This window comes from Streptacidiphilus albus JL83 (genome assembly GCF_000744705.1).
Classification (GTDB): domain Bacteria; phylum Actinomycetota; class Actinomycetes; order Streptomycetales; family Streptomycetaceae; genus Streptacidiphilus; species Streptacidiphilus albus.
In genome coordinates this window covers 3377062-3397568 of the sequence record NZ_JQML01000001.1, presented here as the reverse complement: position 1 = coordinate 3397568, position 20507 = coordinate 3377062, and the positions used below count along the sequence as shown (strand labels likewise).

Annotated in this window: 12 protein-coding genes and 2 rRNA genes; 12 read left to right on the top strand and 2 right to left on the bottom strand. The window is 69.7% G+C overall.

Features of this window, described 5'->3' with window-relative positions:
* Positions 1–87: 87 nt before the first annotated feature.
* From BS75_RS14570 to BS75_RS14550, 5 genes are all read left to right on the top strand, one after another.
* A 23S ribosomal RNA gene (locus BS75_RS14570) occupies positions 88–3210 on the top strand.
* A gap of 80 nt (positions 3211–3290) precedes the next feature.
* Positions 3291–3407 (top strand): 5S ribosomal RNA (rrf, locus tag BS75_RS14565).
* Between the two features lie 410 nt (positions 3408–3817).
* A complete protein-coding gene (gene mtrA, locus BS75_RS14560) occupies positions 3818–4495 on the top strand; it encodes an MtrAB system response regulator MtrA (protein ID WP_034088533.1) in 678 nt (225 codons plus the stop codon).
* A gap of 109 nt (positions 4496–4604) precedes the next feature.
* A complete protein-coding gene (gene mtrB / locus BS75_RS14555) occupies positions 4605–6551 on the top strand; it encodes an MtrAB system histidine kinase MtrB (RefSeq protein WP_408022535.1) in 1947 nt (648 codons plus the stop codon).
* A complete protein-coding gene (locus tag BS75_RS14550) occupies positions 6526–8400 on the top strand; it encodes an LpqB family beta-propeller domain-containing protein (protein ID WP_081982318.1) in 1875 nt (624 codons plus the stop codon). The genes mtrB and BS75_RS14550 overlap by 26 nt, the downstream gene beginning before the upstream one ends.
* Here BS75_RS14550 and BS75_RS14545 read toward each other — a convergent pair.
* The gene (locus BS75_RS14545) at positions 8388–9125 is read right to left on the bottom strand and encodes a ComF family protein (RefSeq protein WP_034088531.1); all 738 of its coding nucleotides are present in this window, start codon (positions 9123–9125) and stop codon (positions 8388–8390) included. The two genes, BS75_RS14550 and BS75_RS14545, sit on opposite strands and share 13 nt — an antisense overlap.
* Positions 9126–9510: 385 nt before the next feature.
* Here BS75_RS14545 and hpf point away from each other — a divergent pair, with 385 nt between their 5' ends.
* Positions 9511–10140: a ribosome hibernation-promoting factor, HPF/YfiA family gene (gene hpf, locus BS75_RS14540; RefSeq protein WP_034088530.1), complete on the top strand. Its 630-nt coding sequence runs from the start codon at positions 9511–9513 to the stop codon at positions 10138–10140.
* A 205-nt stretch (positions 10141–10345) separates the two neighbouring features.
* Positions 10346–11074, top strand: coding sequence for a response regulator (locus BS75_RS14535; protein WP_034088529.1), 729 nt, complete (start codon positions 10346–10348; stop codon positions 11072–11074).
* Positions 11075–11080: 6 nt separating this feature from the next.
* Here BS75_RS14535 and BS75_RS14530 read toward each other — a convergent pair whose 3' ends face one another.
* Complete coding sequence (locus BS75_RS14530) at positions 11081–12316, bottom strand: winged helix-turn-helix domain-containing protein (RefSeq protein WP_034088528.1); 1236 nt, start codon at positions 12314–12316, stop codon at positions 11081–11083.
* Between the two features lie 468 nt (positions 12317–12784).
* On the opposite strand from BS75_RS14530, the gene pelF reads away from it, so the two are divergent.
* From pelF to secA, 5 genes are all read left to right on the top strand, one after another.
* Positions 12785–14263 carry a GT4 family glycosyltransferase PelF gene (gene pelF / locus BS75_RS14525; protein ID WP_081982316.1) on the top strand — a complete coding sequence of 493 codons (1479 nt, stop codon included), beginning with the start codon at positions 12785–12787 and terminating at the stop codon, positions 14261–14263.
* Positions 14260–15705, top strand: coding sequence for a hypothetical protein (locus BS75_RS14520; protein ID WP_034088527.1), 1446 nt, complete (start codon positions 14260–14262; stop codon positions 15703–15705). Before pelF ends, BS75_RS14520 begins: the two co-directional genes overlap by 4 nt.
* Before the next feature lie 59 nt (positions 15706–15764).
* Entirely contained in the window at positions 15765–16514 is a 750-nt protein-coding gene (locus BS75_RS14515; protein ID WP_063771620.1) for a spherulation-specific family 4 protein, read from the top strand.
* Positions 16504–17406 carry an endo alpha-1,4 polygalactosaminidase gene (locus tag BS75_RS14510; RefSeq protein ID WP_034088526.1) on the top strand — a complete coding sequence of 301 codons (903 nt, stop codon included), beginning with the start codon at positions 16504–16506 and terminating at the stop codon, positions 17404–17406. The genes BS75_RS14515 and BS75_RS14510 overlap by 11 nt, the downstream gene beginning before the upstream one ends.
* A gap of 325 nt (positions 17407–17731) precedes the next feature.
* Entirely contained in the window at positions 17732–20479 is a 2748-nt protein-coding gene (gene secA, locus BS75_RS14505; RefSeq protein ID WP_034088525.1) for a preprotein translocase subunit SecA, read from the top strand.
* Positions 20480–20507 lie beyond the last annotated feature (28 nt).

The following is a 20507-nucleotide window of genomic DNA, read 5'->3' as shown; positions in this document are numbered from 1 at the left end:
CCCCAGTGAACTTCGCACCGTTGTGGTGTGGGGGTGATGGGTGGCTGGTCGTTGCTTGAGAACTGCACAGTGGACGCGAGCATCTGTGGCCAAGTTTTTAAGGGCGCACGGTGGATGCCTTGGCACTAGGAACCGATGAAGGACGTGGGAGGCCGCGATAGGCCCCGGGGAGCTGTCAACCGAGCTTTGATCCGGGGGTGTCCGAATGGGGAAACCCGGCAGTCGTCATGGGCTGTCACCCGCTGCTGAACACATAGGCAGTGTGGAGGGAACGCGGGGAAGTGAAACATCTCAGTACCCGCAGGAAGAGAAAACAACCGTGATTCCGAGAGTAGTGGCGAGCGAAATCGGATGAGGCTAAACCAGTCATGTGTGATACCCGGCAGGGGTTGCGTGGTTGGGGTCGTGGGAAAATTCTTGATCGGTCTGCCGGCCGGTCGGAGAGTCAGAAACCGTATGGGTAGTCGAAGGACATGCGAAAGGTCCGGCGTAGAGGGTAAGACCCCCGTAGACGAAACCTGTACGGCTCTCTTGAGTTTCTCCCAAGTAGCACGGAGCCCGAGAAATTCCGTGTGAATCTGGCGGGACCACCCGCTAAGCCTAAATATTCCCTAGTGACCGATAGCGGACAGTACCGTGAGGGAATGGTGAAAAGTACCGCGGGAGCGGAGTGAAATAGTACCTGAAACCGTGTGCCTACAAGCCGTGGGAGCGTCGCAGCGTGTGCTTGCACATAGCTGTCGTGACTGCGTGCCTTTTGAAGAATGAGCCTGCGAGTTTGCGGTGTGTTGCGAGGTTAACCCGTGTGGGGTAGCCGTAGCGAAAGCGAGTCCGAATAGGGCGGTTTAGTAGCGCGCCCAAGACCCGAAGCGGAGTGATCTAGCCATGGGCAGGTTGAAGCGCGGGTAAGACCGTGTGGAGGACCGAACCCACCAGGGTTGAAAACCTGGGGGATGACCTGTGGTTAGGGGTGAAAGGCCAATCAAACTCCGTGATAGCTGGTTCTCCCCGAAATGCATTTAGGTGCAGCGTCGCGTGTTTCTTGCCGGAGGTAGAGCACTGGATAGGCGATGGGCCCCACCGGGTTACTGACCTTAGCCAAACTCCGAATGCCGGTAAGTGAGAGCGCGGCAGTGAGACTGTGGGGGATAAGCTCCATGGTCGAGAGGGAAACAGCCCAGAACACCGGCTAAGGCCCCTAAGCGTGTGCTAAGTGGGAAAGGATGTGGAGTCGCAGAGACAACCAGGAGGTTGGCTTAGAAGCAGCCACCCTTTAAAGAGTGCGTAATAGCTCACTGGTCAAGTGATTCCGCGCCGACAATGTAGCGGGGCTCAAGTACACCGCCGAAGCCGTGTCATTGCAGCTTAACTCCTAACGGGGGCTGTGATGGGTAGGGGAGCGTCGTGTGCCGGGTGAAGCGGCGGCGGAAGCCAGTCGTGGACGGTATACGAGTGAGAATGCAGGCATGAGTAGCGATACAAGAGTGGGAAACTCTTGCGCCGATTGACCAAGGGTTCCTGGGTCAAGCTGATCTGCCCAGGGTAAGTCGGGACCTAAGGCGAGGCCGACAGGCGTAGTCGATGGACAACGGGTTGATATTCCCGTACCCGCTTTGAAGCGCCAACGTCGAACCTCTGAATGCTAAAGCCGTGAAGCCGTCTCGGATCCTTCGGGTGATGAGGAGTGGTGGAGCCGCTGACCCAACAGGGTAGTAGGTGAGCGATGGGGTGACGCAGGAAGGTAGTCCAGCCCGGGCGGTGGTAGTCCCGGGGTAAGGGTGTAGGGCGTTGTGTAGGCAAATCCGCACAACATGAGCCTGAGACCTGATGCCGAGCCGATTGTGGTGAAGTGGATGATCCTATGCTGTCGAGAAAAGCCTCTAGCGAGTTTCATGGCGGCCCGTACCCCAAACCGACTCAGGTGGTCAGGTAGAGAATACCGAGGCGTTCGGGTGAACTATGGTTAAGGAACTCGGCAAAATGCCCCCGTAACTTCGGGAGAAGGGGGGCCGGAACTGGTGACGAGTCTTGCACTCCGAGCTGGGGCCGGCCGCAGAGACCAGCGAGAAGCGACTGTTTACTAAAAACACAGGTCCGTGCGAAGCCGTAAGGCGATGTATACGGACTGACGCCTGCCCGGTGCTGGAACGTTAAGGGGACCGGTTAGTTCTGTTTCGACGGAGCGAAGCTGAGAACTTAAGCGCCAGTAAACGGCGGTGGTAACTATAACCATCCTAAGGTAGCGAAATTCCTTGTCGGGTAAGTTCCGACCTGCACGAATGGCGTAACGACTTCTCGACTGTCTCAACCATAGGCCCGGTGAAATTGCATTACGAGTAAAGATGCTCGTTTCGCGCAGCAGGACGGAAAGACCCCGGGACCTTTACTATAGCTTGATATTGGTGTTCGGTTCGGCTTGTGTAGGATAGGTGGGAGACTTTGAAGCGGCCACGCCAGTGGTTGTGGAGTCGTCGTTGAAATACCACTCTGGTCGTGCTGGATGTCTAACCTGGGTCCGTGATCCGGATCAGGGACAGTGTCTGGTGGGTAGTTTAACTGGGGCGGTTGCCTCCTAAAATGTAACGGAGGCGCCCAAAGGTTCCCTCAGCCTGGTTGGCAATCAGGTGTTGAGTGTAAGTGCACAAGGGAGCTTGACTGTGAGACCGACGGGTCGAGCAGGTGCGAAAGCAGGGACTAGTGATCCGGCGGTGGCTTGTGGAAGCGCCGTCGCTCAACGGATAAAAGGTACCCCGGGGATAACAGGCTGATCTTCCCCAAGAGTCCATATCGACGGGATGGTTTGGCACCTCGATGTCGGCTCGTCGCATCCTGGGGCTGGAGTAGGTCCCAAGGGTTGGGCTGTTCGCCCATTAAAGCGGTACGCGAGCTGGGTTTAGAACGTCGTGAGACAGTTCGGTCCCTATCCGCTGCGCGCGCAGGAGTCTTGAGAAGGGCTGTCCCTAGTACGAGAGGACCGGGACGGACGAACCTCTGGTGTGCCAGTTGTCCTGCCAAGGGCATGGCTGGTTGGCTACGTTCGGGAGGGATAACCGCTGAAAGCATCTAAGCGGGAAGCCTGCTTCGAGATGAGGACTCCCACCACCATCGAGTGGGTAAGGCTCCCAGTAGACGACTGGGTTGATAGGCCGGATGTGGAAGCCCTGTGAGGGGTGGAGCTGACCGGTACTAATAGGCCGAGGGCTTGTCCATAGTTGCTACGCGTCCACTGTGTTGTTCTGAAGAAACGACCCCTGCTTCCGGCAGCGTGTTAGTCGATATCTTCATAGTGTTTCGGTGGTCATAGCGTGAGGGAAACGCCCGGTTACATCCCGAACCCGGAAGCTAAGCCTCACAGCGCCGATGGTACTGCAGGGGGGACCCTGTGGGAGAGTAGGACGCCGCCGAACAACCTTTATCGAAGAGCCCCCTGACCACTGGTCAGGGGGCTCTTCGGCATGTCCGGACACCGGAACGGACACACACCCGGGCACACCCGGGGATGGTCGAGTCGGTGTGTCCGGGCCGGCGACCCGGCGCCGGGGAGACGCTCCCGTGGTCGACTTCACATCACCGGACTCGGCTCGACCCGTCGCGCCGTCGACCGTGCACCGGCCCGCACCGGCCCGAGCACGTGTCGACCCCGGTAGAACCCGGCCGAGCAGGGCTGGTTCAGGGTTCGACGGGGCCGTTCGGGGCCGCCGAAAAGTCCGGTTTGTTGCTGAAGCGACCCATTGCCAGCCCGAAAAGTTCGAACGAGTGGCGGATCTCTCTGTCCACTGTGCCCCAACTCACGTTTCCGCAATGAGACCATGGGTTCATGAAGGGACGCGTCTTGATCGTCGATGACGACACTGCTCTGGCTGAGATGCTTGGCATCGTGCTGCGTGGGGAGGGGTTCGAGCCATCTTTCGTCGCTGACGGCGACAAGGCTCTGGCCGCTTTCCGCGAGGTGAAGCCCGACCTGGTGCTGCTCGACCTGATGTTGCCTGGCCGGGACGGGATCGACGTCTGTCGTCAGATCCGCGCCGAGTCCGGCGTACCGATTGTCATGCTTACCGCCAAGACTGACACCGTGGACGTGGTCGTCGGCCTTGAGTCGGGGGCGGACGACTACATGACCAAGCCCTTCAAGCCGAAGGAGCTGGTGGCTCGCGTGCGCGCCCGGCTTCGTCGGGCTGAGGAGCCGAGCCCGGAGCAGCTGTCCATCGGTGACCTGGTCATCGACGTGGCCGGCCACTCGGTCAAGCGTGAGGGGCGCGGGATCCCGCTCACCCCCCTGGAGTTCGATCTCCTGGTGGCGCTGGCCCGCAAGCCCTGGCAGGTGTTCACCCGTGAGGTGCTGCTGGAGCAGGTCTGGGGCTACCGTCACGCCGCCGACACCCGGCTGGTGAACGTGCACGTCCAGCGGCTCCGGTCGAAGATCGAGCGCGACCCCGAGCGTCCCGAGATCGTGGTGACGGTGCGCGGGGTCGGCTACAAGGCGGGACCGAGCTGATATGAGTGGTCGGCCCCCCGCCGCGCCCGAGCCGGTCGGCGGGCGGTCGGCTTCCATAGGTTCGTCGTCGAGCGGCATAGGCTCGCTCGTCGGCATGCTCCGGCGCCGGATGTCGCGCCCGTTCGTCCGGTTGACCAGGCTGTACCGGCGGTCCATCCAGGTACGGGTGGTGGCCGGCACGCTGGTGCTGTCGCTGGGCGTGGTGCTGGTCCTGGGCGTCGTCGTGATGAGCGCGGTGCGCAACGGCCTGCTCGACGCCAAGCAGGACGCGGCCCGGGTCCAGGCCCAGAGTGGGTTCAACCAGGCCCAGACGCTGGCCAAGACCATCGAGAGCGACGGCTCCGGGCGGGGCTCCGCCACCGGGACGACGGTGGGCGGCCAGACGGCGGCCGGGCCGGGAACGGACATGGGCACCCTGCTGACCACCCTGGTCAGCTCCATGATGACCAGTGGTGCCGGCCAGTACGCGGTGGTCGGGATGGTGCCCAACAGCAGCATCCGGTCGAGCTACTCGTCCTCGGACACCCCGGATGCGCACGGGCCGCGGGCGACCGGCGAAGTGGACCCGTACGCGAGCATCCCGACCCAGTTCCAGGCCCAGGTGACCAACAACGCAGGGGGTCCGAACGCCCTGCAGGAGCAGTACACGACCATCCACTACGGTGCCCGCAGCAGCACCTCGGGGCTGATCATCGGGCAGCAGTTCAAGGCCGCCGACGGCCAGTCCTACCAGCTGTACTACCTGTTTCCGTTCACGCTGGAGTCGAACACCCTGAGCCTGGTCACCAAGACGCTGGCGACGGCGGGCCTGTTCGTGGTGCTGCTGCTCGGGGCGATCTCCTGGCTGGTGGTGCGGCAGGTGGTGACCCCGGTGCGCATGGCCGCCGAGATCTCCGAGCGGCTGGCCGACGGCCGGCTGGAGGAGCGGATGAAGGTCTCCGGCACGGACGACATCGCCCGGCTGGCGGAGTCCTTCAACCGGATGGGATCTGCCCTGCAGACCCAGATCCGCCAGCTGGAGGAGCTCTCCCGGGTCCAGCGCCGTTTCGTCTCGGACGTCTCGCACGAGCTGCGGACTCCGCTGACGACCGTGCGAATGGCCGCCGACCTGCTGTACGAGTCGCGTGAGGACTTCGGCGACCCGGCGGCGGAGCGCTCGGCGGAGCTGCTGCAGAACCAGCTGGACCGGTTCGAGTCCCTGCTGGCCGATCTGCTGGAGATCAGCCGCTTCGATGCGGGCGCGGCGATCCTGGATGCCGAGCCGGCCGATATGCGGGACGTGGTGTCCCGGGTGATCGAGGCGGCCGAGCCGCTGGCCCGGACCAAGGGCAGCGCGGTCGTGGTCTGCGGCGCGGACGAGCCGGTCGTGGCGGAGGTCGATCCGCGCCGGATCGAGCGCATCCTGCGCAACCTGGTGGTCAACGCGCTGGAGCACGGCGAGGGCCGGGACATCGAGGTGCGGCTCGCGGCCGGGGACGGCGCGGTCGCGGTGGCCGTGCGCGACCACGGCATCGGCCTGAAACCGGGCGAGGCGTCGCGGGTGTTCAACCGCTTCTGGCGGGCCGATCCGGCCCGCGCCAGGACCACCGGCGGTACCGGGCTCGGCCTGTCGATCGCCCTGGAGGACGCGGCGCTGCACGGCGGCTGGCTGCATGCCTGGGGCGAGCCGGGCGGTGGCTCGCAGTTCCGGCTGACGGTGCCGCGCAATGCCGGCAGCGAGGTGATGCGCTCGCCGATCCCGCTGGAGCCCGAGGACTCGCGGAGCAACCGGGGTCTGGACGTGGCGGGGATGCCCTACCGGCGTTCCGCCCGGCCGGCCGGGTCCACCGCGCTGACCGACACCATCGAGCGTGGCGAGACCCTGGGGGCGGGCCTCGGGTCCGGGCTGGGCGGAGTGCTGGGATACGGTTCCGTGATCCCGGGTACGTCCGGGCGGGTGCCGCTGCCGCCGAGCAATCCTGCCGACGTCCGGGCCGCGTCGGGGTACGGCACCACCGGTGCACAGGTCGTGGTCTCGAAGGAGGGGCGGGATGAGGGTGCTGCTGCGCAGGAGTAGTGTCCGGGCGGCGGGGGCGATGGCGCTGGGCGTGGTTCTGGCCGGGTGCGCCACCATGCCCGACAGCGGCGCCCCGGTCCTCGGCTCCAGCGACCAGAGCAGCAGCGTTCAGGACTCGCAGGTGGTGGTCTTCGCCATTCCTCCCCAGCCGAAGGAGGATCCGGCCAACCTGCTGTCCGGCTTCATCGACGACCTGGTCAGCGACGAGCCGGACTACCACACCGCGAAGGACTACCTGGCGGAACCGAAGGCGTGGAACCCCGGTGCCCAGGTGACGGTGTTGGACGACATCCAGCAGACGCCGGTGTCGGGCAGCCTGGCCAGCGGTCGGATGACCTTCGAGGTGTCCGGGCAGGTGGAGGCGACGCTGGACGCCTCCCACACCTTCTCCCCGCCCAAGACCCAGACCCGCTACTCCCAGCAGTTCGTCTTCGAGCGGGACCCCCAGGGCAATTGGCAGATCACGGATCTGCCGCAGGGGCTGATCATCAGCCAGTCGGACTTCGTGCGGCTGTACGAGTCGGCGGACCTGTACTTCCCCGCGAAGGGCTCGTCGAGCAGCAACGGGACTCCGCCGATGGTCGCCGATCCGATCTGGGTGCGCAGCCGAATAGACCCGCTGAAGGCCGCGGCCCAGGCCCTGGTGAGCGGGGCGTCGTCCTGGCTGGGGCCGACGGTCGACACCGCCTTCGAGCCGGGGGTGTCGGTCGACTCGGTGACGGTCGGGACGGACGGCACGGCCAGGGTCGTCCTGGACTCCAAGGACGCCTCGCTGCTGAACAGTCCGAACGCCTGCGCCGAGATGGCCGCGCAGATGTACCTCACGCTGAACTCGGTCCCCACCCAGCAGGCGCTCCAGGCCGGCCAGCAGATCACCTCGGCCGCGCTGGTCCAGGGCGATGCCGACAACGCGGCCTGCTCGGCCTCGTCGAGCAGCGCGTACACCTCGGCGCAGACCCCGGCCGGCGACACCGCCTACTTCGTCGACAGCGCGGGGCATCTGCAGAGCCTCGACGTGGCGAAGGGCCGGGTCGCGTCGGTCCCCGGGCTGCTGGAGCCGTCGACCGTGCCCGGGATCGGAGCCTTCGCCGTCGCTCCGGGTGGTACCGGGCAGGTGGCCGTGGTCTCGCCGGACGGGGAGGCGCTGTACATCAGCACCCTGCAGGCCACCACGGCTCCGTCGCATCCGGCGCTGCAGAGTCTGGTCAAGGGCGCGATCTCCAGCCCGAGTTGGGATGTCACCGGCACCCTGTGGGTGACCGACGGCGATCCGGCCGCCGACTCGCAGGTGATGGCGGTACTGCCCGGCGGCGGCGCCCATGTGCCGGTGACGGTGGAGGGGCTGCCGGCGGGCGCGAGGGTGAAGGGGCTGCGGGTCGCCGCCGACGGGGCGCGGATCGCCATGATCGTCGGCAACGGCAGCGCGAGCACGGTCGAGGTCGGCGCGGTCGTGCGCTCCGGCTCGTCGACCGATCCGAAGCTGACGGTCATCGCCCTGCATCCCATCGCTCCGGCGCTGACCAGCGTGCAGGCGGTGTCCTGGCAGGACGACGACACGCTGATGGTGCTGGGCCAGTCGGCGACCACGCCGGCCAAGGCGCTGTCGGTCTGGGAGATCGACGGGTCGTCCACGCTGATCCCGGCCCCGGCGGCGCCGGAGTCGACGGGTGAGGGAATGACCACGGTGGCCGCGCTGGAGTCGAACTCGTCGGCGATGCTGCTGGGCGACTCCGAGGAGCCCGGGAAGATCTACGTCTGGGAGGGGACCGGGACGTCCAACCCGCACTGGCAGCCGGTGGCGGACGCACAGGGGGCCAAGACCGGACCGATGCCGAGCTACCCGGGCTGAGGCTGGGCGCGGTCCCCGGGGCCGTGCTTGGCGGTGGCCGCCACCACGGCGGCCACCAGGACGTCGGCACCGGCCTCGCCGAGGGCACGGGCCCCCTCGGCCAGGGTGGCGCCGGTGGTGACCAGGTCGTCCACCAGGACGATCAGGCCCTGGTCCAGGTGGTGCAGCCGGTGCCGGGGTACGCGCAGCGCGCCGTGGAGGTTGCGCTGCCGGTCGGCGGCGCCCAGCCCGGACTGGTCCGCCACCCCGGGGCGCTGGCGCAGGGCGGGCAGGACCCGGGCCGGGACGTCGGCCCGGCGCAGGGCCGAGGCCGCGGCGAGGGTCAGCCGTAGCGTCGGGTCGTGCCCCCGGGCCCGGACGGTGGCCCGCGCGGAGGGCATGGGGACCAGCAGCAGCGGCCGGAGCCGGTTGGCGGCCCGCCCGGGGAGGGCGCAGCGGACGGCGGCGGCCAGGGCGGTGCCCAGCGGACGGGCCAGGCGCAGCGCGCCGCGCTCCTTGTGGGCGAGCAGGATCTGCCGGACCGGCCCGGCGTAAGGGGTGGCGGCGTAGACCTCGGGGAGGCCGGGCGGTGCGGCGGCCGGGCGGGCGCCGACGGGCTCGGCCTGCTCCAGCAGGGCCCGGCAGCCCGGGCAGAGCTGGGTGTGCGGCAGGTCACAGCCGACGCAGCGGGCGGGTACGAGCAGGTCGAGGGCGGTGTCGAGGACGCGAACGGCGGCGTTGGGCACGGTGGCCTCCTCCGGTTCCGCGGGGCACGGCGCGGTGCGTACGGATGGCGACCCAAGCATGTGCAGTCGGCGCAGCCGCCGTAGTGGCTTTACCGCGAGTTCACTCGAAAGGAGGTAGGACTTGTCCAGGGGCTGTACAAGTCCCTCCGGCGCCGCGAGTTTGGGAGGGCAGGACGTGCCGCCGCCCTGATCACCGCCGTTTCCTCCACGGCCGGGCGGGCGGAACTCCAGGAAGCGTTGTTTCATGGGGTTCCAACCGTTCCCACTGGGGAGGAGGGGTTGTGAGGGGCGGACTCGCCCACCCCGAGCGGGCGGTGCCGCGTACTCGATGGGCCGCCGGGACCCCAGGGTCCGGCGGCGACAGCGCAAGGGATCGGAGATCTGCGTGGACATCGTCGTCAAGGGTCGTAAGACCGAGGTGCCCGAGCGGTTCCGGAAGCACGTCGCCGAGAAGCTGGAGCGCATCCAGAAGCTCGACGGCAAGGTCATCAGCCTCGACGTGGAGCTCTCCAAGGAGCGCAACCCGCGTCAGGCGGAGCGTTCCGAGCGGGTGGAGATCACGCTGCACAGCCGGGGCCCGGTCATCCGGGCCGAGGCCAGCGCGCCCGACCCGTACGCGGCGCTGGACCTGGCTTCCGCCAAGCTCGACGCACAACTGCGCAAGGTCGCCGACCGTCGTCGGGTGCACAAAGGACCCCGCTCGCCGTTGAGCGTGGCGGAGGCGACGGCGCAGCTGTCCGCGGAGGAGGCCGCGTCCGAAGCGGCGGAGGAGCCGGTGGCCGCGGTGCCGCGGACCAAGGTCGGCTGCCTGGAGATCGAGGGTGACGGCCCGCTGATCGTGCGCGAGAAGACGCACCCCGGCGTGCCCATGGCGCTGGACCAGGCCTTCTACGAGATGGAGCTGGTCGGACACGACTTCTATCTCTTCATGGACTCCGACACCGGGCAGCCGAGCGTGGTGTACCGGCGGCACGGATACGACTACGGCGTGATCCATCTCAAGCTGGAGGAGTAGCACGGGCCGGTCGGGACACCGGATTCACGCTCCCGACCGACGACCGCGGACCAGGGGCGCGGCGCTCAGCGCCGCGCCCCTGGCGCGTGCCGGGGCGCGGCTGGAATGCACGCACGGGTGAATCGGCGACCGCTGATTGATCGGAGGACCCACGGAGCGTGGAATCATAAGCGACAAGAGCCGACCAGCCGAGGGGGAGGACCGGATGGGGGAGCGATGGGACCACCGGAGCGACGACGACCGGGATCGTGAGCTCCCGTGCCGCGAGGTCGAGCCGATCAGGGTCCTGGTCGTCGACGACCACGCACTGTTCCGGCGCGGGCTGGAGATCGTTCTCGCGCAGGAGGAGGACATCCAGGTCGTCGGCGAGGCCGGGGACGGCGCCGAGGCGGTGGAGAAGGCGGTCGACCTGCTGCCGGACATCATCCTGATGGACGTCCGGATGCCGCGCCGCAGCGGGATAGAGGCCTGTACCTCGATCAAGGAGGCGGCCCCGAGTACCAAGATCATCATGCTGACCATCAGCGACGAGGAGGCGGACCTCTACGAGGCGATCAAGGCGGGGGCCACCGGCTACCTGCTGAAGGAGATCTCCACCGACGAGGTCGCCACCGCGATCCGGGCCGTCGCCGACGGCCAGTCGCAGATCAGCCCGTCGATGGCGGCCAAGCTGCTGACCGAGTTCAAGTCGATGATCCAGCAGCGCTCGGACGACCGCAGGCTGCTGCCCGCGCCCCGGCTGACCGACCGGGAGCTGGAGGTGCTGAAGCTGGTGGCCACCGGGCTGAACAACCGGGACATCGCCAAGCAGCTGTTCATCAGCGAGAACACCGTGAAGAACCATGTCCGCAACATCCTGGAGAAGCTGCAGCTGCACTCCCGGATGGAGGCCGTGGTCTACGCGATGCGGGAGAAGATCCTCGAAATAGGCTGATCCGGCTCAGCCGGCCGGCTGCCCGGCGGCGTCCCCGTCCGGGCCGTTCAGGCTCTCGCGCAGCAGCGCGTCCAACGCCGGGCGCAGCGCCTCGTCCTCCAGTCGCTCCACCCGGACACGGTCGCAGCCGACCCAGCGGGCGGCCTCCGTCAGCGCCCGGGCCAGTGCGGGCAGGGACTTCGGCGAGTCCAGCGAGGCCTGCCGGGCGACCATGGTCCGGCCGTCGCGGGCCGGGTCCACCCGGCCGACGAGCCGGCCGCCGGCCAGCAGCGGCATGGCGAAGTAGCCGTGCAGCCGGTGGGCCTTCGGGGTGTAGGCCTCCAGCCGGTGCACCAGGCCGAAGATCCGCTCGGTGCGGGCCCGGTCCCAGACCAGCGAGTCGAACGGCGAGAGCAGAGTGGTGCGGTGCCGGCCGCGCGGCTCCTCGGCGAGGGCGGCCGGGTCGGCCCAGGCCGGGGCGGCGGCGCCGTCGCGCCCCCAGCCCTGGACCCGGACCGGGACCAGGCCGGAGTCGGGCAGGGCCGCGCCGACCTGCTGGGCCTTCAGCCGGTGGTAGTCGGCGAGGTCCTTGGCGGTGGCCACGCCCAGGGCCGCGCCCGACTGCCGGACCAATTGCCGGAGGCAGGCGTCGTCGTCGGGCTCGGCGGCGAGCAGGGCCTCCGGGACCGCGCGCTCGGCCAGGTCGTAGACCCGCTTCCAGGAGCGCCGGTCACCGCAGACCACCTGGCCGGTGTCGAGCAGCCATTCGACCGCGATCTTCGTCTCCGACCAGTCCCACCACTCCCCGCCCTTCTTCGCCCCGCCCAGTTCGGTGGCGGTCAGCGGGCCGTCGGCGCGCAGCCGGGCGAGCACCTCCGCGCAGGAGCGCTCGGCGTCCTCCATCCGGTGCCAGCGGTGGCCGCGCGCCAGGAAGGCGCGGCGGCGGAAGGCGAACAGCGGCCACTCCTCGACCGGCAGCACGCAGGCGGCGTGGGACCAGTACTCGAAGGTCCGGCCGCTGCCCCAGTAGGCGCTCTCGACCGCGGCGCGGCCGACCGCGCCCAGCCGGGCGTAGGGGATCAGCTCGTGCGAGCGGGCCAGGACGGAGATGGTGTCGAGCTGGACCGCCCCCAGCCGGCGCAGCACACCCGGCACCCCGCCGCGCCGCTCGGGTGCGCCGAGCAGCCCCTGGGCGCGCAGCGCGATGCGGCGGGCCTCGTCGGCGGTCAGGGTGACGGTCGGGCTCGGGGGGTCGCTGCTCATGACGGCCAGCCTAGAAGGGACCACCGACAATCCGACGACGGGTGTCCGGCTGCGGGCAGGATGCGAACAGATGAGTGATCCACTCACTCGCCAGGGTGAGTTTTCCGACCATCTCGGGAGAAGGCCCGCTGCCCCGTCGGTCCCGGCTCCTAGCATCGCAACTGCGGGGGACGGACGGGGGAGCACACGGTCGCGGGGGTGACCGTGATCGGGGCAGGGGGCCTGCCCGGCGCCCGGAGCCCGGGCGCACGACCGGGGGACACGACCCGGACTTTCATACATTCGGGGCTTTCGTTCGGAGTACTCGTTCGGAGCAGGCGCGGAGCGCGGCACACACGAGGCGGGGAGCACGGCCGCGGCGCGGCCCGGCTCCAGTCAGAGATCAGCACGCAGCAACCGCGTCCGGGCCCGTCGGGGGAGGCCGGACGCTCCACGGCGAGCCGCCGATGCCGGAGGGGGCACACGCACATGACGAACGGATCGGTGGAGGTCACCCTGCTCACCGAGGGGACCTACCCCTATGTGCACGGAGGGGTGAGCGTCTGGTGCGACCAACTCGTCCGGGGCATGCCCGAGGTGGACTTCCACGTGCTCGGCATCACCGGCAGCGGCCGGGAACCGCAGGTCTGGGAACTGCCGCCGCAGGTCCGCTCGGTGAGCTCCACCCCGCTCTGGGGCCGGACGCCCCCGGGCGCCGCCCCGCGCGGCCGGGGGCTGCGCCGCTTCCTGGCCGGGTACGAGCGCTTCCTGCTCTCGCTGCTCGACGCCGACTTCGAGCGCTACTTCGCCGACGAGCTGTACGAACTGGCCGAGTTCGCGCTGACCGGCGGCTCGCTCACGGCCGCGCTCCGCAGCGAGGGGGCGCTGCGCTCGCTCCAGTCGCTGTGGTCCCGGCCGTTCCTGGCCACCCACGCCGCCCGCCCCACCGTCCAGGACGCGCTGCAGGCCACCGACCTGCTGGAGCACGCGCTGCGCCCGCTCGCGGTGCAGCCGCCGGCCAGGGGCGTGGCGCATGCCGTCACCGGCGGCCTGGCGGTGCTCCCGGGCCTCAGCGCCCGGCGCTTCCACGGGGTGCCGCTGCTCCTCTCCGAGCACGGCATCTATCTGCGCGAGCGCTACCTCAGCTACCGCACCGCGCCCTACCGCTGGCCGGTCAAGGCGCTGATCCTGGGCTTCTTCCGGATGCTGGCCGGCGAGGGCTACCGCAGCGCCGACCTGATCACCCCGTGCAACCGCTACAACCGGCGCTGGGAGGAGCGCGGGGGCTGCGACCCGGAACGGATCCGCACCGTCTACAACGGCGTCGACCCCGGCCTCTTCCCCTATGCCGGCCCCGAGCCGGAGACGCCGACCCTCAGCTGGGCCGGGCGGATCGACCCGATCAAGGACCTGGAGACGCTGATCCGCGCCTTCGCACTGGTCCGGGCGGAGCTGCCGGAGGCCAGGCTGCGGCTGTTCGGCGCGGTCCCGGCCGGCGGGGAGGGCTACCGGGAGCGGCTCGACCGGCTGGCCGCCGAACTCGGCGTCGGCGCGGCCGTGGTCTTCGAGGGCCGGATCGACACCGTTCGCCACGCCTACGCGGCGGGCAACGTGGTGATGCTCTCCAGCATCTCCGAGGGCTTCCCGTTCAGCCTGATCGAGGCCATGGCCTGCGGGCGGGCCACCGTCTCCACGGACGTCGGCGGCGTCGGCGAGGCGGTCGGCGACACCGGGCTGGTGGTGCCGCCCCGGGAGCCCGAGGCGATGGCCAGGGCCACGCTGGGGCTGCTCCGGGATCCGGCGCGGCGGCAGGCCCTGGGCCGGGCCGCCCGCGACCGGGTGCTCGACCAGTTCACCCTGGAGCGGACCGTGGGCACCTTCCGCCACCTCTACCAGGCCCTGGTGGACCGGCCCGGCGCAAGCTGCGGCGCGGCGGCGCTCCCGGCCCTGGCGGGGTGCGGGGCATGAGCGCCACGCTCGAACTCCTGCCCGGGCTGCGGCTGTCCCCACTGCCGCCGCCCTCGCCCTCGGTCCGCCCGGCCGGGGCCGGCCTGCCCGCCGACCCGGCCGAGGAGGCCGCCGCACGCTTCAGCGGGATCGCGGCGGCCGCCGTGCACCCCTTCGAGGTCGCCGCCGCGATCGAGGCCGACGGGGTGACCGACCGTCAGGTCCAGCGCGACTACGGGCGGTTGGACGCCTTCGAGCTGGCCGAGGAGCTGTACGCGGACACCCCGCGGGACTACCCGGAGCCGGAGCCGGCCCCCTCGCCGTGGAGTGCCCCGCTCTCCGCCAGCCTGCTGCGCGGCCTGGTCTACGCCCTGCCCGGGCTCGCCTTCCCGATCGGACGGCCGTTCCTGCGCGGCCCCGCCGACGTCGGCGGGCTGCCGCACGGGACCTACGCGCTGTCGGCCTCACTGCTGCTCTGCTGGGCCTGGAACCAGGGCCTGGCGCACCGGGCGCACCTCTGGCTCGGCCGGGGCGGACGCCGGTCCGCCGCCCGCTGCCTCGGCCTCGGCGGCGGGCTGGGCGCGCTGCTGGGCCTGGCGGGCGCGCTGGCCGTGGCCCTGGGCACCGGCCGGGACTCCGGCGGAGTGCTGCTCTTCTGCGCCGGACAGTCGCTCTACATGGGCGCCTCCTGCGTGCTGCTGGTGCTCGGCGGCGAGACCGCGCTGCTGGGGGCGCTGGCTCCGGCCGCGCTCGGCGGCGCGGCCTCGCTGCTCGGACTGCTGCCCCGGACCGCCCCGCCGCCGCTGCTGCTCGGACTGCTGCTCACCACCCTGTCCCTGGCGGTGCTCCAGGCGAACCGTGCCCTGCGCCGCTGCGCGGACGCGGGCCGCGGACCGGACGGAGAGCCCGCGGACCAGCGGGACGAACCGCTGCCCCCGTTCCGCAGTTCGCTGCCGCACGCCCTGTTCGGCCTGGCGATGGCGCTGCTCACGCTGGGCACCGCGCTGCGCGGCCGCCATGTCGACGTCGCGCCCACGGTCGCGCTGACCCTCAGCATGGGCCCGGCCGAGTGGCTGCTCTACGGCTACCGCCGAAGAATCCACCACGCCCTGCGCGCGGCGGCCAGCTCGCGCGGCTTCGCGCTGCGCTCGGTGCAGTCGCTGCTGCTCGGACTGGCCGGCTATCTGGGCGTGCTCACGCTGCTGGGCACGGTCCTCGGCCTGCTGCTGGTCGGGCTCCCGTTCGGGCCGCAGCTGGCCGGGCTGCTCCCGCTGGGCGCGGCGGTCTGGACGGCGCTGCTGCTCCAGGCGCTCGGCTCGGCCTGGCTCGCCGCCGGGATCTGTGCCCCGGCAGCCGCCGCGACCGTGGCCGGGGTGGGCGAGACCACCGTCGGCGCGGTCGCCGCCGCGGTCCTGCTGCTGTGCGCCTGCGCGACCCTGGGACGGGTGACCGTGCACCGCTGAGCCGACCCCTCCGACGTCGGCGATCCGGCGTCGGCGATCCGAACCCCCATGGAGCGACAGTGACGACCAGCGAGACGGCCGGACAACGGCTGCTCGTCCCCTTGTACGCCTACCCGGCCACCGAGCCCGGGGCCTGGGCCGGTGTGGCGGCGTCCGCCCCGGCCGTGGCCGGCCTGGTGCTGAACCCGCACAGCGGGCCGGGGAGCGCGGTGGAGCCGGAGTTCGCCGCCGCGGCCGAGCGGCTGCGGGCGGCCGGCGTCCCGCTGCTCGGCTATGTGGACACCGACTACGGCCGTCGCAGCCACCGCGAGGTGGTCGCGGACGTCCAGCGCCACCGGGACTGGTACCGGGTGGACGGGGTCTTCCTCGACCAGGCCGGCTCCGGTCCCGAACTGCTGCCGCACTACCGGCGTCTGGCCGTGGCCGCCCGCGCGCTGGACGCCGCGCAGGTGGTGCTGAACCCGGGGGTCCACCCGCACCAGGGCTTCGCCGAGGCGGCCGATCTGCTGGTCACCTTCGAGGGGAGCTGGGAGCAGTACCGGGCGCTGCGGGTGCCGGACTGGACCCGGTCCTTCCCGGCCGGGCGCTTCGCCCACCTGGTGCACGGCACCCCGGAGCGGCTGTGCGCGGCGGTCCCGCAGATCGCCCGCCGCCGGCACGCGGCGGTCAGCTACGCCACGCCGGGCACCGGGGCCAACCCCTGGGGCCTGCCCATGCCGTGGCTGCGGCGGACCCCGGCGGGCAGCCTGACCGGCGCCGGGACGGTCGGCCACGGCCGGCTCGGGAAGGGGGACGGGGATGCCGCGTAGCCGGGCCGTACCAGTGCTGGTCTGCGCCCTGCTGCTGGCGCTCGCCGGCTGCTCCTCCGCCCCGGCGACGGCTCCTGCGGCGGGTCCGACATCCGCTCCGACATCCGCTCCGGCGTCCGCTCCGGCGACTGCGGGGGCGACCGCTCCGGCGGCGGGGAGCCCGATTCCGATCGGCGGATCCGGTGCCGCCGCCCGGCGCTGGCAGCCGAAACCGGGTACCAGTTGGCAGTGGCAGCTCAGCGGGACCGTCGACACCGGGGTCAAGGCCGACGTCTACGACGTCGACGGGTTCGGGACCAGCGCCGCCACCGTCGCGGCGCTGCACGCCCGGGGGCGCAAGGTGGTCTGCTACGTCAGCGTCGGGTCGTACGAGGACTTCCGCCCCGACCGGCAGCGGTTCCCGGCCGTGCTGCTGGGCCGGTCGGACGGCTGGCCGGGCGAGCGCTGGCTGGACATCCGGCGGACCGACCTGCTGCGGCCGATCATCGCCGAGCGCTTCGACATGTGCCGGGCCAAGGGGTTCGACGCGGTCGAGCCGGACAATGTCGACGGCTACGCCAACGACACCGGATTTCCGCTGACCGCCGCCGAGCAGCTGGTCTTCAACCGGATGGTGGCCACGCTGGCGCACCAGCGGGGCCTGGCCGTGGCGCTGAAGAACGACCCCGACCAGGTGCCGCAGCTGGTGGGGGACTTCGATTTCGCCGTCGTCGAACAGTGCGCCGAGTACCAGGAGTGCGATCAGTTCGAACCCTTCGTCGCGGCCGGCAAGGCGGTGTTCGAGAGCGAGTACAACCTGCCGACGTCGGCCTTCTGCCCGCAGACCCGGCGGCTGGGGTTCAGCGCGATGCTCAAGCACCTCGCGCTCGACGCCTGGCGCGAGCCCTGCTGAACGGGGGCGGCGCACGACTCGTGCACCGGGTGGGCGCCGTCGTCCAACGCCGGACGGACCGGTCCTGGCATGCTTGGCCCACGGTCACGGCGTCGGTCGGACGCGGAATCGGCCGCCCGGAACGATCGCCGGGAGATATTCACCTGTCCGTTTTGTCTGGGGATGGCGCTTCTGCCGACCCAGCTCGTAGGGGTGACAGCAAGCGATAGTGCTGACGGGCCTCCCGAGGGGCTCGTTTCCTCGCATACGATGGCGACGCGGTGGTGTGCCTCCATCGCCACTGCACCGATCGCCCAGTGCCAGCCCAGGCAAGGAGCCAGCCCACGTGTCCGTCTTCGACAAGATCCTGCGCGCAGGCGAAGGTAAGATCCTTCGCCGGCTGCACCGCATTGCCGCCCAGGTCAACTCCATCGAAGAGGACTTCGTCAACCTGACGGACGAGCAGCTTCGCGCGCTCACCGACGAGTACCGGGAGCGTCTCGCGGACGGCGAGACCCTCGACGACATCCTCCCCGAGGCCTTCGCGACGGTCCGCGAGGCGGCCAAGCGCACTCTCGGCCAGCGCCACTACGATGTCCAGATCATGGGCGGCGCGGCCCTGCACCACGGCTATGTCGCCGAGATGCGTACCGGCGAGGGCAAGACCCTGGTCGGAACCCTGCCGGCGTACCTCAACGCGCTGTCCGGCAAGGGTGTGCACCTGATCACCACCAACGACTACCTCGCCGAGCGCGACTCGGAGTGGATGGGCCGGGTGCACCGCTTCCTCGGCCTGGAGGTCGGGGTGATCCTGGCCAACATGAGCCCGGTCGAGCGTCGCAAGCAGTACGGCTGCGACATCACCTACGGCACCAACAACGAGTTCGGCTTCGACTACCTCCGCGACAACATGGCGTGGTCGCAGGACGAGCTGGTCCAGCGCGGCCACAACTTCGCGATCGTCGACGAGGTCGACTCGATCCTGATCGACGAGGCCCGGACGCCGCTGATCATCTCCGGCCCGGCCGACCAGGCCACCAAGTGGTACGGCGACTTCGCCAAGCTGGTCAAGCGGCTGAAGATCGACACGGACTACGAGGTCGACGAGAAGAAGCGCACCGTCGGTGTGCTGGAGGCCGGGGTCACCCGGGTCGAGGACTACCTGGGCATCGACAACCTGTACGAGTCGGCGAACACCCCGCTGGTGGGCTTCCTGAACAACGCCATCAAGGCGAAGGAGCTCTACAAGAAGGACAAGGACTACGTCGTCATGGACGGCGAGGTCATGATCGTCGACGAGCACACCGGCCGTGTGCTGGCCGGTCGCCGCTACAACGAGGGCATGCACCAGGCGATCGAGGCCAAGGAGGGGGTGGAGGTCCAGAACGAGAACCAGACCCTGGCCACCATCACCCTGCAGAACTTCTTCCGGCTGTACGACAAGCTCTCCGGGATGACCGGTACCGCGCAGACCGAGGCGGCGGAGTTCCACCAGATCTACAAGCTCGGCGTGGTGCCGATCCCGACCAACCGCACCCCGGCCCGGGTCGACCAGCCCGACCTGATCTACAAGTCCGAGCCGGCCAAGTTCGCGGCCGTGGTCGACGACATCGCGGAGAAGCACGAGAAGGGCCAGCCGATCCTGGTCGGCACGGTCAGCGTCGAGAAGTCCGAGTACCTCTCGCAGGAGCTCCGCAAGCGCGGCATCCAGCACGAGGTGCTGAACGCCAAGCAGCACGAGCGCGAGGCGCAGGTCGTCGCCCAGGCCGGGCGTCGCGGCGCGGTCACCGTCGCCACCAACATGGCCGGCCGTGGCACCGACATCATGCTCGGCGGCAACCCCGAGCACCTGGCCTCGGCCGAGCTCGCCCAGCGCGGCCTCTCCCCGGTGGACACCCCCGAGGAGTACGAGGCCGCCTGGCCCGACGCGCTGGAGAAGGCCAAGGCCGCGGTCAAGGCCGAGCAGGAGGAGGTCCAGGAGCTGGGCGGCCTCTATGTGCTGGGCACCGAGCGGCACGAGTCCCGCCGGATCGACAACCAGCTGCGCGGCCGTTCCGGCCGCCAGGGCGACCCGGGCGAGTCCCGGTTCTACCTCTCGCTGGGCGACGACCTGATGCGGCTGTTCAAGGCCGGCATGGTCGAGCGCGTGCTGTCGATGGCGAACGTGCCCGAGGACGTGCCGATCGAGTCGAAGATGGTCACCCGGGCCATCGCCTCCGCGCAGACCCAGGTCGAGCAGCAGAACTTCGAGATCCGCAAGAACGTCCTCAAGTACGACGAGGTGCTCAACCGCCAGCGCGAGGTCATCTACGGCGAGCGCCGTCGCGTCCTGGAGGGCGAGGACCTGCGCGAGCAGATCGACCACTTCATGGACGACACGGTCAACGCCTACGTCAAGAACGCCACGGCGGAGGGCTTCGCCGAGGAGTGGGACTTCGACAAGCTGTGGACGGCGCTGGGCCAGCTCTACCCGATCAGCCTCTCGGTCGAGGACCTGGAGGACGAGGAGGGCGACCGCTCCAGCATCACCGCCGAACTGCTCGCCGACGCGATCAAGGAGGACCTGCACGCCAAGTACGTCGAGCGCGAGCAGAACCTCGGCGAGCCGGTCATGCGCGAGCTGGAGCGCCGGGTCGTGCTCTCGGTGCTGGACCGTCGCTGGCGCGAGCACCTCTACGAGATGGACTACCTCCAGGAGGGCATCGGCATGCGGGCCCTGGCCCAGCGCGACCCCCTGGTCGAGTACCAGCGCGAGGGCTTCGACATGTTCGCGGTCATGATGGAGGGCATCAAGGAGGAGTCCGTCGGCTACCTGTTCAACCTGGAGGTCCAGGTCGAGCAGCAGGTCGAGGAGGTTCCGCTGGCCGAGCCGGGCGACGCGGTGCAGTTCGAGAAGGAGGACGCCCGCCCGGAGATCCGCGCCAAGGGCCTGGAGGCCCCGCAGCGCGACCGGCTGCACTACACCGCCCCGTCGGTGGACGGCGAGGGCGGCGTGATCGAGGGTGACTTCACCAACGACGGCGGCGAGGACGACGACATCGCCGACCGTCCGGACCGCCGCAAGGGTGCCAAGGGCCGTCGCCGCAAGAAGTGACCCCTCCGGGCGCGCCCCAGGGCCGTGC

Coding starts and splice junctions, on each gene's coding strand:
- mtrA (WP_034088533.1), top strand. CDS start 3,818: ATGAAGGGACGCGTCTTGATCGTCGATGACGACACTGCTCTGGCTGAG.
- mtrB (WP_408022535.1), top strand. CDS start 4,605: ATGTCGCGCCCGTTCGTCCGGTTGACCAGGCTGTACCGGCGGTCCATC.
- BS75_RS14550 (WP_081982318.1), top strand. CDS start 6,526: ATGAGGGTGCTGCTGCGCAGGAGTAGTGTCCGGGCGGCGGGGGCGATG.
- BS75_RS14535 (WP_034088529.1), top strand. CDS start 10,346: ATGGGGGAGCGATGGGACCACCGGAGCGACGACGACCGGGATCGTGAG.
- BS75_RS14530 (WP_034088528.1), bottom strand. CDS start 12,316: ATGAGCAGCGACCCCCCGAGCCCGACCGTCACCCTGACCGCCGACGAG.
- pelF (WP_081982316.1), top strand. CDS start 12,785: ATGACGAACGGATCGGTGGAGGTCACCCTGCTCACCGAGGGGACCTAC.
- BS75_RS14520 (WP_034088527.1), top strand. CDS start 14,260: ATGAGCGCCACGCTCGAACTCCTGCCCGGGCTGCGGCTGTCCCCACTG.
- BS75_RS14510 (WP_034088526.1), top strand. CDS start 16,504: ATGCCGCGTAGCCGGGCCGTACCAGTGCTGGTCTGCGCCCTGCTGCTG.